The 13,806-nt window shown below is 41.8% G+C and carries 15 protein-coding genes and 1 tRNA gene; 8 read left to right on the top strand and 8 right to left on the bottom strand.

What is annotated here, in order from left to right:
- Positions 1–28: 28 nt before the first annotated feature.
- The 5 genes from LOZ91_RS02420 to LOZ91_RS02400 all read left to right on the top strand — a co-directional run bounded on the left by LOZ91_RS02420 (position 29) and on the right by LOZ91_RS02400 (position 3,321).
- Positions 29–223, top strand: a complete 195-nt coding sequence (locus LOZ91_RS02420) for an NF038104 family lipoprotein (RefSeq protein ID WP_005097547.1) — start codon at positions 29–31, stop codon at positions 221–223.
- An 11-nt stretch (positions 224–234) separates the two neighbouring features.
- Positions 235–945: a DNA repair protein RecO C-terminal domain-containing protein gene (locus LOZ91_RS02415; RefSeq protein WP_074383331.1), complete on the top strand. Its 711-nt coding sequence runs from the start codon at positions 235–237 to the stop codon at positions 943–945.
- Between the two features lie 13 nt (positions 946–958).
- Entirely contained in the window at positions 959–1,684 is a 726-nt protein-coding gene (gene pdxJ, locus LOZ91_RS02410) for a pyridoxine 5'-phosphate synthase (RefSeq protein WP_159516068.1), read from the top strand.
- Positions 1,685–1,697: 13 nt separating this feature from the next.
- The gene (locus LOZ91_RS02405; RefSeq protein WP_005097541.1) at positions 1,698–2,351 is read left to right on the top strand and encodes a tRNA-(ms[2]io[6]A)-hydroxylase; all 654 of its coding nucleotides are present in this window, start codon (positions 1,698–1,700) and stop codon (positions 2,349–2,351) included.
- Positions 2,352–2,487: 136 nt separating this feature from the next.
- A complete protein-coding gene (locus LOZ91_RS02400) occupies positions 2,488–3,321 on the top strand; it encodes a DUF4198 domain-containing protein (RefSeq protein ID WP_244782608.1) in 834 nt (277 codons plus the stop codon).
- A 90-nt stretch (positions 3,322–3,411) separates the two neighbouring features.
- Here LOZ91_RS02400 and LOZ91_RS02395 read toward each other — a convergent pair.
- A tRNA-Asn gene (locus tag LOZ91_RS02395) sits at positions 3,412–3,487 on the bottom strand.
- A 236-nt stretch (positions 3,488–3,723) separates the two neighbouring features.
- Between LOZ91_RS02395 and LOZ91_RS02390 the strand changes: the two genes are divergently transcribed.
- The gene (locus LOZ91_RS02390) at positions 3,724–4,179 is read left to right on the top strand and encodes a hypothetical protein (RefSeq protein ID WP_005170144.1); all 456 of its coding nucleotides are present in this window, start codon (positions 3,724–3,726) and stop codon (positions 4,177–4,179) included.
- A gap of 35 nt (positions 4,180–4,214) precedes the next feature.
- Here LOZ91_RS02390 and LOZ91_RS02385 read toward each other — a convergent pair whose 3' ends face one another.
- The 3 genes from LOZ91_RS02385 to map all read right to left on the bottom strand — a co-directional run bounded on the left by LOZ91_RS02385 (position 4,215) and on the right by map (position 7,329).
- On the bottom strand, positions 4,215–4,652 hold the full coding sequence (locus LOZ91_RS02385; protein WP_244782607.1) for a PaaI family thioesterase: 438 nt from the start codon (positions 4,650–4,652) through the stop codon (positions 4,215–4,217).
- A gap of 361 nt (positions 4,653–5,013) precedes the next feature.
- Positions 5,014–6,249 carry a pyridoxal phosphate-dependent aminotransferase gene (locus LOZ91_RS02380; protein WP_244782606.1) on the bottom strand — a complete coding sequence of 412 codons (1,236 nt, stop codon included), beginning with the start codon at positions 6,247–6,249 and terminating at the stop codon, positions 5,014–5,016.
- A gap of 252 nt (positions 6,250–6,501) precedes the next feature.
- Complete coding sequence (gene map / locus LOZ91_RS02375; protein ID WP_005097535.1) at positions 6,502–7,329, bottom strand: type I methionyl aminopeptidase; 828 nt, start codon at positions 7,327–7,329, stop codon at positions 6,502–6,504.
- Between the two features lie 471 nt (positions 7,330–7,800).
- On the opposite strand from map, the gene rpsB reads away from it, so the two are divergent.
- Positions 7,801–8,547, top strand: a complete 747-nt coding sequence (gene rpsB / locus LOZ91_RS02370; RefSeq protein ID WP_005097534.1) for a 30S ribosomal protein S2 — start codon at positions 7,801–7,803, stop codon at positions 8,545–8,547.
- Positions 8,548–8,689: 142 nt separating this feature from the next.
- Positions 8,690–9,565 carry a translation elongation factor Ts gene (tsf, locus tag LOZ91_RS02365; RefSeq protein ID WP_005097533.1) on the top strand — a complete coding sequence of 292 codons (876 nt, stop codon included), beginning with the start codon at positions 8,690–8,692 and terminating at the stop codon, positions 9,563–9,565.
- 674 nt (positions 9,566–10,239) lie between these two features.
- Here tsf and LOZ91_RS02360 read toward each other — a convergent pair.
- From LOZ91_RS02360 to LOZ91_RS02345, 4 genes are all read right to left on the bottom strand, one after another.
- The gene (locus tag LOZ91_RS02360; RefSeq protein ID WP_005170152.1) at positions 10,240–10,695 is read right to left on the bottom strand and encodes an Mpo1-like protein; all 456 of its coding nucleotides are present in this window, start codon (positions 10,693–10,695) and stop codon (positions 10,240–10,242) included.
- Between the two features lie 245 nt (positions 10,696–10,940).
- Complete coding sequence (locus LOZ91_RS02355) at positions 10,941–11,555, bottom strand: septal ring lytic transglycosylase RlpA family protein (RefSeq protein WP_005097531.1); 615 nt, start codon at positions 11,553–11,555, stop codon at positions 10,941–10,943.
- Between the two features lie 290 nt (positions 11,556–11,845).
- The gene (gene mltB, locus LOZ91_RS02350; protein ID WP_244782605.1) at positions 11,846–12,847 is read right to left on the bottom strand and encodes a lytic murein transglycosylase B; all 1,002 of its coding nucleotides are present in this window, start codon (positions 12,845–12,847) and stop codon (positions 11,846–11,848) included.
- A gap of 294 nt (positions 12,848–13,141) precedes the next feature.
- Positions 13,142–13,795: a hypothetical protein gene (locus LOZ91_RS02345; RefSeq protein WP_005097528.1), complete on the bottom strand. Its 654-nt coding sequence runs from the start codon at positions 13,793–13,795 to the stop codon at positions 13,142–13,144.
- Between the last annotated feature and the right edge of the window lie 11 nt (positions 13,796–13,806).

The following is a 13,806-nucleotide window of genomic DNA, read 5'->3' as shown; positions in this document are numbered from 1 at the left end:
TTAATAAGCCCCTTTAAGGAATTTCGTGATGATGAAAGTGTTGGCAGTGCTTGCATGTGTTTTATTCTTGCAAGGCTGTATCCATAAAGTGGTCACGGTTCCTGTCAAGGTGGCTTATAAAACCACAAAAGTCGCAGTCAAAGGCACTGCGGCTGTTGTGGGCGCAGTCATCCCGGATGGAGATGACGACGATGATAAAAAATCAAAAAAAGATAAGGATTAAAGTGTCCGCTTATGCGTAACGAAGTACTGCATGGTTATCTGATTCATCATCGTAAGTACCGTGAGCGCAGCCATATTGTGCATTTATTTACCCAGGAATACGGTCGTATGGATGGCATTCTCCGGCAAACACCGCCGCCGCAATATCAGCCCATCAGTTTGCAAGCCACCGGAAAATCAGAACTCAAAAACTTTACCAAACTGGAAATTGTCAATCAGCCGATTTTCTTTTTTGGCGATGCCTTTTTTTCAGGCTTTTATCTGAATGAAGTCCTGTTGCGTTTGTGCCCCCTAGAAGTGGAAATGCCGCAAACCTTTGCCAAATATGCAGAGACATTAACTGCATTGCAGCAATTATCAGAACAATCTAATCCCAATTTATACTTAAAACAGATTTTGCGGCAATTTGAACATATCTTGCTGGAAGAACTCGGTTATGGTCTGGATTTTTCCCTAGATGCTCATCAGGTACAAATCGATCCGTTACAACACTATTATTTTCAGCTCAATGCCGGTTTTATGCCATCGGCCAAAGCATTACGCTCTACCATGTCAGGTCAGCAGATTTTAAGTATGCTAGATCATGAAAATGGTGGGGATTTTAATCCGGAACAGTTACAATTGTTGACGAAACTGTATCGACAGGTGATCACGGCCTTATTGGGTGATCGGCCATTAAAAAGTCGGCAACTCTGGATTCAAAACTCTCAATCTCAAACGTAGTTAGGAAAAGATTATGGCTGCATTACTTGGTGTCAATATTGACCATGTCGCAACATTAAGACAAGCACGTGGTACAACGTACCCAGACCCAGTCAATGCTGCATTGATCTGTGAGCAGGCCGGGGCAGAGGGCATTACCTTGCACTTGCGTGAAGACCGTCGTCACATTCAGGATGAAGATGTTCGTCGTATGCGTCCTGCACTGAAAACCCGTATGAACCTCGAGCTGGCGGTAACAGATGAGATGGTCGCTTTTGCCAAGGAAATTAAACCGCATCATGTCTGTTTTGTCCCTGAAAAACGTCAGGAAGTCACCACTGAAGGTGGTCTGGATGTGGTGACCCATTTCGAATCAGTCAAAGCAGCTACGCAAGAACTGGCGGCGATTGGTTGTGATGTGTCTTTGTTTATTGATGCCGACTTTGCCCAAATTGATGCAGCAGTTGCTTGTGGTGCACCGACCATCGAGATTCATACTGGGGCTTATGCCGATGCAGAAACGCCTGAAGCCCAGCAGACTGAGCTTGAGCGCATTATTAAAGGCGCTGAATATGCCGCATCGAAAGGTCTGGTAGTGAATGCCGGTCATGGTTTAAACCTCGATAATGTAACGCCAATTGCGGCGATTCCACAAATTCATGAACTTAATATTGGCCACTCATTAATTGCAGATGCTGTATTTGTAGGTCTGGCACAAGCCGTTCAGCAAATGAAAGCTGTGATTAAGTCAGCACGTTAAGATCAGAATCGTTATGTCGAATATTAATTATGATGAACTGATGCAGCCGGTGATTGCTTTCTTGGGGTGTGAAACGCCCAAGGCATGGCTGGATGTGGCGGTCGAAAATCTTGAAATCTTGATGCAAGATCATGCCAACTGTGAAAAAAAAGCAGCCAGCACGGCCATGAATCTGATGTTTCGCTATAGTTACTTTGTCGATTTACAGGTGAAGCTTGCGCAGTTAGTGCGTGAAGAAATGCTGCATTATGAACAAGTGCTTGAACTGATGAACAAGCGCGGTCAGGCCTGGCAGAATTTGAGTGCAGGGCGTTATGCCGGTGGCTTGCGCAAAGAAATCCGGACTTTTGAACCTGAAGCCTTGATTGATGTCTTGGTGATTGGTGCTTTTGTGGAAGCACGCTCTTGTGAGCGTTTCTACGCGCTGGCTTCGCGTGTGGATGATGAGTTGGCACGTTATTACCGTTACTTGCTTAAGTCTGAATCTCGTCACTTTGAGGACTATCTGGCTTTGGCGATGGATGTGGCGACCACGGCAAAATTGAAAAATCCGCAAGAGGATATTCAAAGCCGGATTGATCATATTCGTAACGTTGAAAAGCAGCTGATTCTGACACCAGATGACACTTTCCGTTTCCATAGCGGTGTTCCGGCTCAAGCGGCTTAATTGCAGTGAACATTTAAAAATCCTCCGTTCATGGGGGATTTTTTATATCCAGAGCAAATATATAAATGAGAATTATTTACATCTACAGACTTAATCCATAAAATACAGCAGATTTCTTAATAACGATGATGAAATAATGAATAAGCTGGTAAAAGTCATGCCTTTTTTGATCTTTGGAGTGATCAGCAGTACAGCCTTTGCACACTATCCTTATGTTGCCCCACTAAGTTATCAAACTTTTAACAATCACACTGCGATTGTATCTGGCTTTTATGACAATCCATTTGCCTCGGAAGTGGCGATTAAAAACTTTAAGTTTCATTATCATACGCCTACAGGCCAAAAGATTTATCTTGCAGATGATGCATGGACCAAAACACAAACCCTAAGTAGTTATAGTCTGGAAAATAAACAAGAGGGTACCTATCGGATTCGTGGCGAGAAACAGGGGAATAGCCTAAAGTATGCACAGGTTGCTCAAAAATGGAAAATGGTTCTAAGTGCTGTTCCAAAAGCCAATCAAGCCGCCAATCAAAATGTGATTTATCAGCAAGCGCTGAAGAAAAACATGCCACAGAAAACTGTGCAGACTATCGATATTATTGAAACCTTTGTCTCACGGCGTGTGACGTTGAATCAGGTCATTCAGCATATCCATGCTGGCTTTGATGTTCAATTTATCACGCATCCAAATGCATTTAAAAAATCTCAAGCGATTCAATTGAAAGTACTGGATGATAAAAAAGGAGTTGCGAATTTAAACGTTGAGATTTTGGCACAAACGACAGATTTTAGTCGTGATAAAAAAATCTATAAAGCGCTCACAACAGATGCGCAAGGGTTACTCAACTTTAATATGCAGGAAAAAGGCCAGTACTTAATGAAAATTGATTATCAGCAGCCTTTCGAAATAAAAAAGAATGATTTAAAGCGTTATAAATATACCTTGGCTTTTAATGTAATGGATTAAGCCAAAACGAGCCTGAAATCATTCAGGCTTGTTTTATAAAATATTAAACGAAAAAAAGCCCACTTCGTTATGAGTGGGCTTTTTAGTATTTGGCTCTCCAACCTGGGCTCGAACCAGGGACCTGCGGATTAACAGTCCGTCGCTCTACCGACTGAGCTATTGGAGAATCTGAAAGCGATTATAGAGGGATTTTGACAGGGGTCAAGCAAAAACTGTCATATTTATAACAAATTCAGCCTGTCTGTTTTTAATTTAGACAATTGCATAAATTTTACGAAAAATACTTGTCAGAATAAATTTCACTTGCTAGATTAAAACCATAAAGTCGTTTGACCAAATGGTCAAACAGTGTGGATTTAAACCTACTTGCCAGCACAAAAATGGCTAAACCGGAGACAGCGAATGAATACGCTCAGCATCCCTCAAATTTTCTCTCAACTCACTTATTATCAAGAAAACTATCTGCAGATTATTGCAGATCCAGCACAGTATTATATTCCTGTTACAGATGCTCATATCAAGCTATGGCCCTTGGCGCAACAGTCCTTGTATCTAGGTGATTTGCTGCAATTGTGGTTTGCAGAAAAATGGTTGGTAGAAACTGAACGTCAATTTAGCTTTGAAGTGTTTTTGAATGCCGATTATCTGAAAGAGCAAAGCAAAGAATTATATATCTATGCCATTTCAGGTAATCTTTTGACCGGTACCAATCAATCCAAAGCTTGGCAGGCATCGACAGCGCAAATACAAGATGTAGAGCTGGCCAATGTGTCCAAGCATTATTTTGAGTTTCAGGGCTTAAGCCGACCACAGATCGCTTGTGTTCAAGCCGGACAGACGAAGGGCAATATTGCTTAGGTCATCGATTGAATGCTGGCCATAGGTTCTCTTGGTTATTCAGGGCGAATAATCATACAGGTCGCAGTGGCATGGGCATATAAACGGCCTTCTTCATCCAGAATCCGACCTTCAGCAATACCCAGATTTTTACTGAGGTTAATTGATTGTCCGGTCGCTTTAAGCTGCTGGTCTTGAGGAATCGGTCGGCACATTTTAACATTCAGATCAATCGTGCCATAACCGACCCCTGCTTCGAGTAAAGTATGAATCGCACAGCCTGTCACCGTGTCTAAAACAGTTGCTGCAAAACCACCATGCACGCCACCAAGCGGATTTAAATGCCGGTGATCGGCTTTGACTTTAAATTCTACGTATCCGCTTTGGATAACGGCAGGTTGCATCGACATGGTTTCGCTAATGCTTGGAGCGGGAATTTTCCCATCTCGCATCGCTTGTAATAAGGCCAAACCGTTCATTTGTTTTGGATTCATTCTGCTTTTCCTGTGATTATTCTTTAGCTGTTTCGATTTTATTTAAAAGTGAAACATCAATAATAGCAAGTGACATATTTTGATGTAATGTTGCTCATAGCAATAGTTATATTAGATGGTTAAAAGTTATTGTGGTTAAAATATTTATTTTTTTCAATGCTATTGCAGATAGCAGGAGAGTACTATTTCTACCGGAAATAGAGATACTTTAGATATTCAGGAATTTCGATCAATGCTATGTGTGGCATACACTTTGGCTGCGATCATTTGTTTGATCTGCTTAAAATGCGTTATCAAAAGCATCTTGGAATGGCATAAAAAAACCCGCGATCAACGCGGGTTTTTAAATCAAGCGAGTTGATTATTGTGCCGCTTTTTCAGCTTCGATTGAAGCAATCGCAGCGTCAACGCCTTCGATTGAATCAGCAGCTTTCTTGATGCGCGCAAGTGCATCAACCAACACTTCATCTGCAGTTGCATAAGAAATACGCATGAAACCGCCCAGACCGAATGCATCGCCAGGAACAACGGCAACGCCAGTTTCTTCCAGTAACCAAGCAGAGAATTCTGTGCAAGATTTCAAACCTTTGGCACGAATCAACGGCTTGATGTTTGCGTATGCATAGAATGCACCATCCGCAGGTAAGCAAGAAATACCATTGATGTCATTCAAGCCTTTCACAACCAGGTCATGACGACGTTTGAATGCTTCAATCATTGGCTCAAGAACATCTTGAGGACCATTCAATGCAGCTTCGGCAGCAACTTGTGAAATTGAAGTTGGATTTGAAGTGGATTGTGACTGGATTTTTTTCATCGCACCGATCAGTTTAGCAGGGCCCGCTGCATAGCCAATACGCCAGCCAGTCATTGCATAGGCTTTAGATACACCGTTTAACACGATTGTGCGGTCATACAGGTCTGGTGCAATAGTGGCGATGTTATAGAACTCATCTTCCCAACGAATCGGTTCATACATGTCATCAGACGCGATGAATACTTCAGGGTATTTACGCAGTACCTCAGCCAAAGCAAGAAGTTCTTCTTTGGTGTAGATCATGCCAGTCGGGTTAGAGGGACTGTTCAATACCACTAAACGTGTTTTGTCAGTGATCGCAGCTTCTAGTTGTTCAGGTGTGATTTTGAAACGCTGTTCTTCACCACATTTCACAATCACAGGTACGCCTTCAGCGATGATTACCATATCCGGGTAGCTGACCCAGAAAGGTGCAGGAATGATGACTTCATCACCTTTGTTCAACAAAGCCAAAGACAGGTTAAAGAATGATTGTTTACCACCACAAGAAACCAGAATCTGGTTTGCTGCGTAGTCTAGGTGATTGTCACGTTTCAATTTAGCAATAATGGCTTTTTTAAGACCTGGCGTACCGTCAACAGCGGTGTATTTGGTGAAACCGTTGTTAATCGCTGCAATTGCTGCATCTTTGATGTGTTGCGGTGTATCAAAATCTGGCTCACCTGCGCCCAAACCAATAACATTATGACCTGCAGCTTTTAATTCAGCAGCTTTGTTGGTCACAGCAAGCGTTGGGGACGGTTTGATGGCATTTACACGATCAGAGAGACGTACGTCCACGGCAGTATTCCTTCTTATAGGGATTAAAAAATAAAAAGCACATTATCTTAGCTTAAAATGCGAGGCATGGGGCAAAAGAATTTGGAAAACTTTGAGGAAAAAATGGTGTACTTGCAGAGCTTTATCTTGAACTCCGATGCCAAGGGACAACAGTTAAAAGGCTTGAGTTATCCAGTAAACCCCCATAAGCCAGTCAATATAAACTAAAAATGGCCACTTTATAGTGACCATTTTGTGGTGTTGTCTTGGTACTTATTTATTAAAGCGTGACAGATCTTCATCCGGACGCGCGGTTAAGATTTCAACCCCTGTTTTAGTGACGAGCAGGGTATGTTCATACTGTGCTGACAATGAATGGTCTTTGGTGACCACCGTCCATTTATCACCCAGTAATTTGGTTTTCCAGTCGCCCCCATTCACCATAGGCTCAATGGTAAAAGTCATGCCTTCTTCTAAAATCATCCCGGTATCTGGCTGGCCGTAATGCAATACTTGCGGTTCGTCATGGAAAGTCGTGCCAATTCCATGACCACAATATTCACGTACTACACCAAAACGTTCAGATTCGACATATTTTTGAATCACGTGGCCAATATCACCAATGGTTGACCCTGGTTTTACAGTTTCAATACCCCGGTACATGGCTTCTTGCGCTACTTTACATAGACGGTTAGCAAGAATAGACGTTTCACCACCGACGATGTACATCATGTTGGTATCGCCATGATAGCCATCTTTAATCACAGTGACATCGATATTCAGAATGTCACCTTTTTTCAATTTTTTGCTATCCGATGGAATGCCGTGACACACCACATGATTCACAGAAGTGCAAATCACATGCTGGAAAGCAGGCCGACCTGGTGCTGCACCATAACCTAAGCAGGCTGGAATGGCTTGTTGTTGGTTAACAATATAGTCATGACAAATCGTATCAAGTTCTAGCGTAGTAACACCTGGAACAATATGCGGTTTGATCATATCCAATACTTCTGCCGCCAGTCGCCCTGCCACACGCATTTTTTCAATTTCGTCAGGGGTTTTGATAAGTCGACGTGGCGCTTGGTAAGTGTTGTTCATGATCTCTAAAAACTTTTGGAAATTTGTGTGTGACTATGGTATAAATAGCCGCCCATTTTATCAAATGCTTTTTCGTGAATAAATTTCACGGGCTTTGTGCGATGGGACAAAAAATCCGCACATATATCGACACATTACTCTGGGTGCTTCTAGGGATTGTTGTCACTTTATATGTGAGTTGCGTTGTCAGCTAAAATTTCGTCATGCGAGGCATGAAACGATGGTAATGGTATTCCCTTATCGAGTTTCATAACGAAGTATGAGGGGATTTTAGCTACAACCCTTCGGGACAGGGACGTTTTTTGACGCTACTGCGTTATGAATAGTTTATTTAGAATGTTAAATCTCACTATTCATGCCTTGTATCGCTAAAAAATGTCCTCTGTCGCAACCACTGATAAAATGACAGCAATCCCTTGGGTGGAGAATGCGGGTATATGGAGGCCTAACCCAAACTTTAAGGTAAAGAAAATGGCAGATTACAACGTAGGCATGCGCGACCTTCTACAAGCAGGCGCACACTTTGGTCACCAAACACGTTTTTGGAACCCAAAAATGCGCGATTACATCTTTGGTGCGCGTAACAAAATTCACATCATCAACCTTGAGCACACTGTTCCTGCGTTAAATGATGCTTTGAACTTTGCTAACAACTTGGCGAGCAAAAAGAACAAAGTTTTGTTTGTTGGTACTAAGCGCGCAGCTTCTGCAATCATCCGTGAACAAGCGCAACGTGCTGGTCAACCATATGTTGATCACCGCTGGTTAGGTGGTATGTTGACGAACTGGAAAACACTTCGCCAATCTATCAATCGTCTAAAAGACCTTCAAACTCAATCTCAAGACGGTACTTTCCTTAAGCTAACTAAACGTGAAGCTTTAGAACGTACTCGTGAGATGGAAAAACTTGAACGCGGTCTTGGCGGCGTGAAAAACATGGGTGGTTTACCTGACGCATTATTCGTAATCGACGTTGATCACGAAGCAATTGCAATCAAAGAAGCGAAGAACCTTGGTATTCCTGTAATCGGTATCGTTGATACAAACTCTAACCCAGACAACGTAGATTACGTTATTCCGGGTAACGATGATGCGATCCGTGCAGTAACACTGTATGCTTCTGCTATGGCTGATGCGATTCTTGCTGGTAAAGAATATGCTCAATCACAAGCGAATGCACAAGCTAAAGCAGAAGAAGCTCCAGCTTCTGAGGCTTAATGCGTTTGACGCAAGCTTGTCATTTTTGCGACATGTGATGGTGGCAAAGTAAGCGTTATGTATGCAGGCGGCCCATGAGAACTCCTCTGGGCCGTTTCTGTTCTAAAAAGAATTCATTTTCTACCGAATTTAGGAGATAAACATGACTGCAGTTACAGCAAGCATGGTTAAAGAATTGCGCGATCGTACTGGTCTTGCAATGATGGAATGTAAAAAAGCTTTGACAGAAGCGGGCGGCGACGTTGAATTAGCGATCGATAACCTACGTAAATCTGGTCAAGCGAAAGCTGCTAAAAAAGCGGGTAACATCGCTGCTGATGGCGCGATCACGATTGCTCAAGAAGGCAACAAAGCACTTCTTTTAGAAGTAAACTGCCAGACTGACTTCGTTGCGAAAGATGAAAACTTTGCTGGTTTCTCTGCGAAAGTTGCGGCTGCTGCACTTGCTGCAAACGTAACTGATCCTGCTCAAATCGCTGAATTGAAACTAGAAGATGGTGCAACTGTAGAAGAAGCGCGTATCGCTCTTGTTCAAAAAATCGGTGAAAACATCCAAGTACGTCGTGCGAAAATTGTTGAAGGTGCTAACCTTGCAGTTTACAAACACGGTCTTCGTATCGGTGTTGTTGTTTCTTATACTGGTGATGAAGCAACTGGTAAAGGCTTGGCAATGCACGTTGCTGCGTTCAACCCAGTCGCTGTAAATGCTGAAGGCGTTTCTGCTGAGCTTATCGCGAAAGAGAAAGAAATTGCTGAAGCGAAAGCACTTGAATCTGGCAAGCCAGCAAACATCGTTGAGAAGATGGTTGTGGGTTCTGTCGAGAAATACTTGAACGAAGTTGTTCTTGAGCGTCAAATGTACGTAATCGACAACGACAAGAAAGTTGCTGACGTTCTTAAAGCAACAGGTACTACTGTAGCTGAATTCGTTCGTTTCGAAGTTGGTGAAGGTATCGAGAAGAAAGCTGAAATGAGTTTCGCAGAAGAAGTTGCTGCTGCTCAGGCTGCTGCTCAATAATTCGGTAACGAATTATAAAGAAGCTCCACTTTGTGGGGCTTTTTTTATATCTGCATAAAAATACAATAAGTCGAAAGCGGTAGTTTTTCTTGGAAAATGCGAGTTTGCTTAGAAAGTGCGCGTGATAAAATCAACGAAATTTAAAGAATTGAAAATCATTAATAGCGCATATAAAACCGACATGGGTATTGGGGCGATGATTGCTTATTGATTGCTGTATATCTGTGTTGATACCTAGCAAAACCAGTTTGAGTGGAGCTCCTTAACACAAAGTCAGCCAAGTCGCCACACCGACACTCATTTTGAAGCTATGTCTCAAGATGATCTCAATAAAATTCAGACTGCTTTTCAACATCATCAGGGTGATATTGGGGTTCGATCTTATCGAGCAATGATTGCAACGTTAGGTGATGATCATAAAGGATCACGCTATTAAGAGTTCATGCTTGAATGATCAAATTGTATTGGTGACATATTCGATTCCGCACCCGGCATTGGTTCGATTCAAAAAGATGATATTGTCGAATTTTATAGTGAATATAAATAGCGAGAAGGGGGATGTGGCGCACTGGATGCATCATGATTGTGCCCGAAAACATGTGTATGGCCGGTTAAAACATCAAGGAAGAACCTATCAAGAAGGTTCTTCTCATTAGAAAAAATGAAGAATGCTGCTAAATGCTCTTCATGTCTCGTATCTGGCGACTTTTCCAGGAAGGTGCTACTTTAGCTAAATAAGCATCCATGCACCAAATCGGGCCAATAAGAAGGAATTGAAGGTCTTTAAAGAAAGATGGCTTTTTGCCTTCCACTTTGTGGCCATAAAACTGACCAATCCAGGCAAAAACAAATAGGCCAATATAAAAACCGGCACCGACTGGCAGAATCCAGATTAGCCAGGCCATGATCAATGTTAAAGCAGCCATTGCAACTGCCAAAACAATATCTAGTCGGGCATAGAAAATAAAAGCCAGAGCCAGCAGAAGGGCGGTCAGTAAAGCACTAAAGTGCGCAATAATGCCAATAATCGAAAAATAGATAGTCGGTACGCAGACCCAGTGAATCAGCTTATTGGTTTTGTTTTGATGACTGTCACTATATTCATCCAGCCATTCAGATATTGTTTTCATTATTCGCTCCATTCCATGAATACGTTGTGCTTGCCTGAAAATATAAAGCAGAATCTAGGTTTGGTCAAAAGTTAATCGTGCCAAAACGTGAATTTTATTTGGCGAATTTGCAACATTCAAGCTGTAATGGACAGGTAGCTGGAGATAAGAGGAACTATAGATTGATTGTCATTTTTCTATAACTTGAAGTTAATAAAAAAGCCACATTACTGTGGCTTTTGGTTAAATGTATTGCAAGCTAAATCTTAAGAATTTGGACCAGCGACACGCTCAATACTGACATTGCCAACACCGGCATTGGTAATGCCGAGTTTCTTCGCTGCGCCATAAGATAAATCGACGACACGGTTACCATGGAATGGGCCGCGGTCATTGACTTTAACCACTACGCTTTTACCATTATTTCTATTGGTTACACGAATATAACAGTTCAATGGTAGGCTACGATGAGCAGCAGTCATTGCATTCATGTCAAAGGTTTCACCGCTTGCAGTTTTACGGCCGTGGAACTGGCGACCATACCAAGAGGCTGTACCTGTCTGACTGAACTTGCGTACAGTATTAGAAGCCACGGTATTCAGTTTTTCAATCACTGAAGGCTCTTCTGCAGGAATTTCAATTTTCGCTGCAATGGTTTCACGGCGAACTTTATCGCCAGAACGCTCAGTGATTGAAAGGCTGTTCAAATTGGTGAAATTTGAATTGAAGCTTTGAGCTTCTTTATTTAATACACGCGTTGCAAGGCGCGAATTGTCATTTTCGTGATTAAACGAAGATGACGGAACCATATCTGCCTGCGATTGCGTCAGTGTGACTATCGTGGCAATGGCCATAAAATACTTCAAAATTGAAGAATGCATCGAATCAACTCCTAACAGCATATCGCATGGATTTGTTCATAAGTAACTGAAAAACCATGTAAACACGCCTGATATTTAACTTATGCAACTACATTTAACGAAATGGATAATATTCATGCCTGCAATATCCTGTCTAGTGTTTAATTAAAATAGTTTAAAAAAGAACTTAAAATAAACAATGAGTGATTAAAATATGATCAATATTGTAACATGATATTAAAATTGATCAATATTTGCTCATAATCACTCATAAAAATGTTGACTTTAATAATTTGTATTAAATTCTCATGTTAACGGCTGGTAATTTCTGTACCTAATAACCACAATGCAGTGGCATACATTCGGCTGCGATTATAAGTAGTAATCACTTGAAAATTTGGATAAGTAATATAGTAAATATGCCCATAATTTTCTTGTAATTGAATTACATTGACCAAGTCTAGATCGTCAATTTGAACAATAGGATTCATTGAGCTAATCCCTTGTGTTTTTAACACACCATATGGGCTAGGTTGAGTCAGATCTTTGGCAATTACCGCATCCGGGTTCGAGCCACTATAACGGGCCGGAAAAGCAATCGGTTGATTACGCTGCCAGCCATGCTGGGCTAAATAGTTGGCAATCGAGCCAATCGCATCTACTGCTGAATTACGCAGGTCAATATGTCCGTTACCATCGTAGTCCACGCCGAATTTTGGAATATTACTTGGCATGAATTGTGGATAACCGACCGCACCTGCATAAGAGCCGACGATAGAAGAAGCTGAAACGCCATCTTTATAAGACCAGGCAATTAATGCCGCCAGTTCATCTTGAAAATACTGGGCACGACGCTCATAACCAAAACCTAAGGTGGCCAGCGCATCACGGGTGACAAAAGAACCCTTATTGGTTCCAAAGCCGGTTTCTACCCCTAAAATTCCGAGAATGATTGACTGTGGTACACCAAACTGCTGTTCAGCGCGATTCAGCGTTTCCGCATATTGCTGTTTAAAGCGCACACCGCGTTGAATGGTCGACTCAGCCAGAAAGTTGGTTTTATAAGAATACCAAGGCTTGCTTTCACCTGGACGATTCATAATATTGATGATATTGGGCAGGTTGCGCGCCCCGTTCATGGCTGAATCGACTTGCTGGGCACTCAGCCCATAATTTTGCATGGCAGTCTGTTTAAAACTGGCATAAGAGGGATGAGATTGGAAATCGTTGGCCAGACTGAAACTGCTGAGACCTAATGCGGTCAATGCGATTGAAAGCTGTTTAAATTTTTTATAAAAATTCGATTTCAACATCTTGGTACGATTTCCAATTTTTGATAAGTTGCGGGCAATGTTATTTGAATCATGCCATGAAAAAGATTGAGAAATTTTTTCAATCATGAGGCTGTAAAAACCAGATTAAAGATAACATTCGGATGATTAAGAGACCTAGATGCATATACAAAAATAGTGAAAGACTGGTTATTTTTGCGTCAGTTTGCCTTGTGGAGCTGCTTATCTGTAACAAGCTATTTCATTGAACATAAAAAAGCCTGACCGAAGTCAGGCTAATTTTAAAAAATCACTCTTAGATGATTCTATGCAAACCTATTCTGTATAGAACAAGGTGTCATGATATTCAGCCATGGCGCGAAGCTCATCCTTGTTCAGATTGAGAATGATTTTATCTGCAGCCATATTGATGGCCTTAATTACTGCAGAAGCACCAATATCTGCTGCCTTGCGTTTGATCATGCCGAGATCCAAGGTTTTATTAAAATCGACCATAAAGTGACGTACCGTCGCTTCACCAAACTGCTTATACAGGTTGCTAAACATTTGTTTGTCGATACTCTGACCGGCTTTTAGTTCCGCATAATGATGTTTTAAATTGGTCACCAGATTGGCATCCAGCGACTCACCAATACGGATTTGTCCTTCAGGGTCTTTAAACAGACTACGTTCAGAGAAAGCAATAGATTGCTTCACCACATCATTCGGCGCTTTACTCAATAACTGTTTCAGCAATACCGCCACAGTTGACTTGATATAGCCCGCCAGTTTTTCCGCAGTATCGCGCTTATCACTTGCAGGAAAACGACGCACCAGTTCCGTGAGAATCGCATCAATAATTTCATCATTAATCATCAATGCGGTTTTATCACGGAGTGGGTAAAGCGGCTCATTTGAATTTTTATTTTGTTGTGCAGTCTGAATTGTATTTAAAAGCTCTGCAGAAGGAATAAAACCAAAAAATGGCATTGTTAAACCTC

The sequence above is a fragment of the Acinetobacter sp. F-1 genome, assembly GCF_022869025.1.
Classification (GTDB): Bacteria; Pseudomonadota; Gammaproteobacteria; order Pseudomonadales; family Moraxellaceae; genus Acinetobacter; species Acinetobacter pseudolwoffii.
The sequence above is the reverse complement of the archived record's forward strand: the minus strand, read 5'-3'. Positions and strand labels throughout refer to the sequence as shown.

Excerpts from the sequence above, each read along its gene's own strand:
- LOZ91_RS02420 (WP_005097547.1), top strand. The coding sequence starts at position 29 with ATGATGAAAGTGTTGGCAGTGCTTGCATGTGTTTTATTCTTGCAAGGC.
- LOZ91_RS02415 (WP_074383331.1), top strand. The coding sequence starts at position 235 with ATGCGTAACGAAGTACTGCATGGTTATCTGATTCATCATCGTAAGTAC.
- pdxJ (WP_159516068.1), top strand. The coding sequence starts at position 959 with ATGGCTGCATTACTTGGTGTCAATATTGACCATGTCGCAACATTAAGA.
- LOZ91_RS02405 (WP_005097541.1), top strand. The coding sequence starts at position 1,698 with ATGTCGAATATTAATTATGATGAACTGATGCAGCCGGTGATTGCTTTC.
- LOZ91_RS02400 (WP_244782608.1), top strand. The coding sequence starts at position 2,488 with ATGAATAAGCTGGTAAAAGTCATGCCTTTTTTGATCTTTGGAGTGATC.
- LOZ91_RS02390 (WP_005170144.1), top strand. The coding sequence starts at position 3,724 with ATGAATACGCTCAGCATCCCTCAAATTTTCTCTCAACTCACTTATTAT.
- LOZ91_RS02385 (WP_244782607.1), bottom strand. The coding sequence starts at position 4,652 with ATGAATCCAAAACAAATGAACGGTTTGGCCTTATTACAAGCGATGCGA.
- map (WP_005097535.1), bottom strand. The coding sequence starts at position 7,329 with ATGAACAACACTTACCAAGCGCCACGTCGACTTATCAAAACCCCTGAC.
- rpsB (WP_005097534.1), top strand. The coding sequence starts at position 7,801 with ATGGCAGATTACAACGTAGGCATGCGCGACCTTCTACAAGCAGGCGCA.
- tsf (WP_005097533.1), top strand. The coding sequence starts at position 8,690 with ATGACTGCAGTTACAGCAAGCATGGTTAAAGAATTGCGCGATCGTACT.
- LOZ91_RS02360 (WP_005170152.1), bottom strand. The coding sequence starts at position 10,695 with ATGAAAACAATATCTGAATGGCTGGATGAATATAGTGACAGTCATCAA.
- LOZ91_RS02355 (WP_005097531.1), bottom strand. The coding sequence starts at position 11,555 with ATGCATTCTTCAATTTTGAAGTATTTTATGGCCATTGCCACGATAGTC.
- mltB (WP_244782605.1), bottom strand. The coding sequence starts at position 12,847 with ATGTTGAAATCGAATTTTTATAAAAAATTTAAACAGCTTTCAATCGCA.
- LOZ91_RS02345 (WP_005097528.1), bottom strand. The coding sequence starts at position 13,795 with ATGCCATTTTTTGGTTTTATTCCTTCTGCAGAGCTTTTAAATACAATT.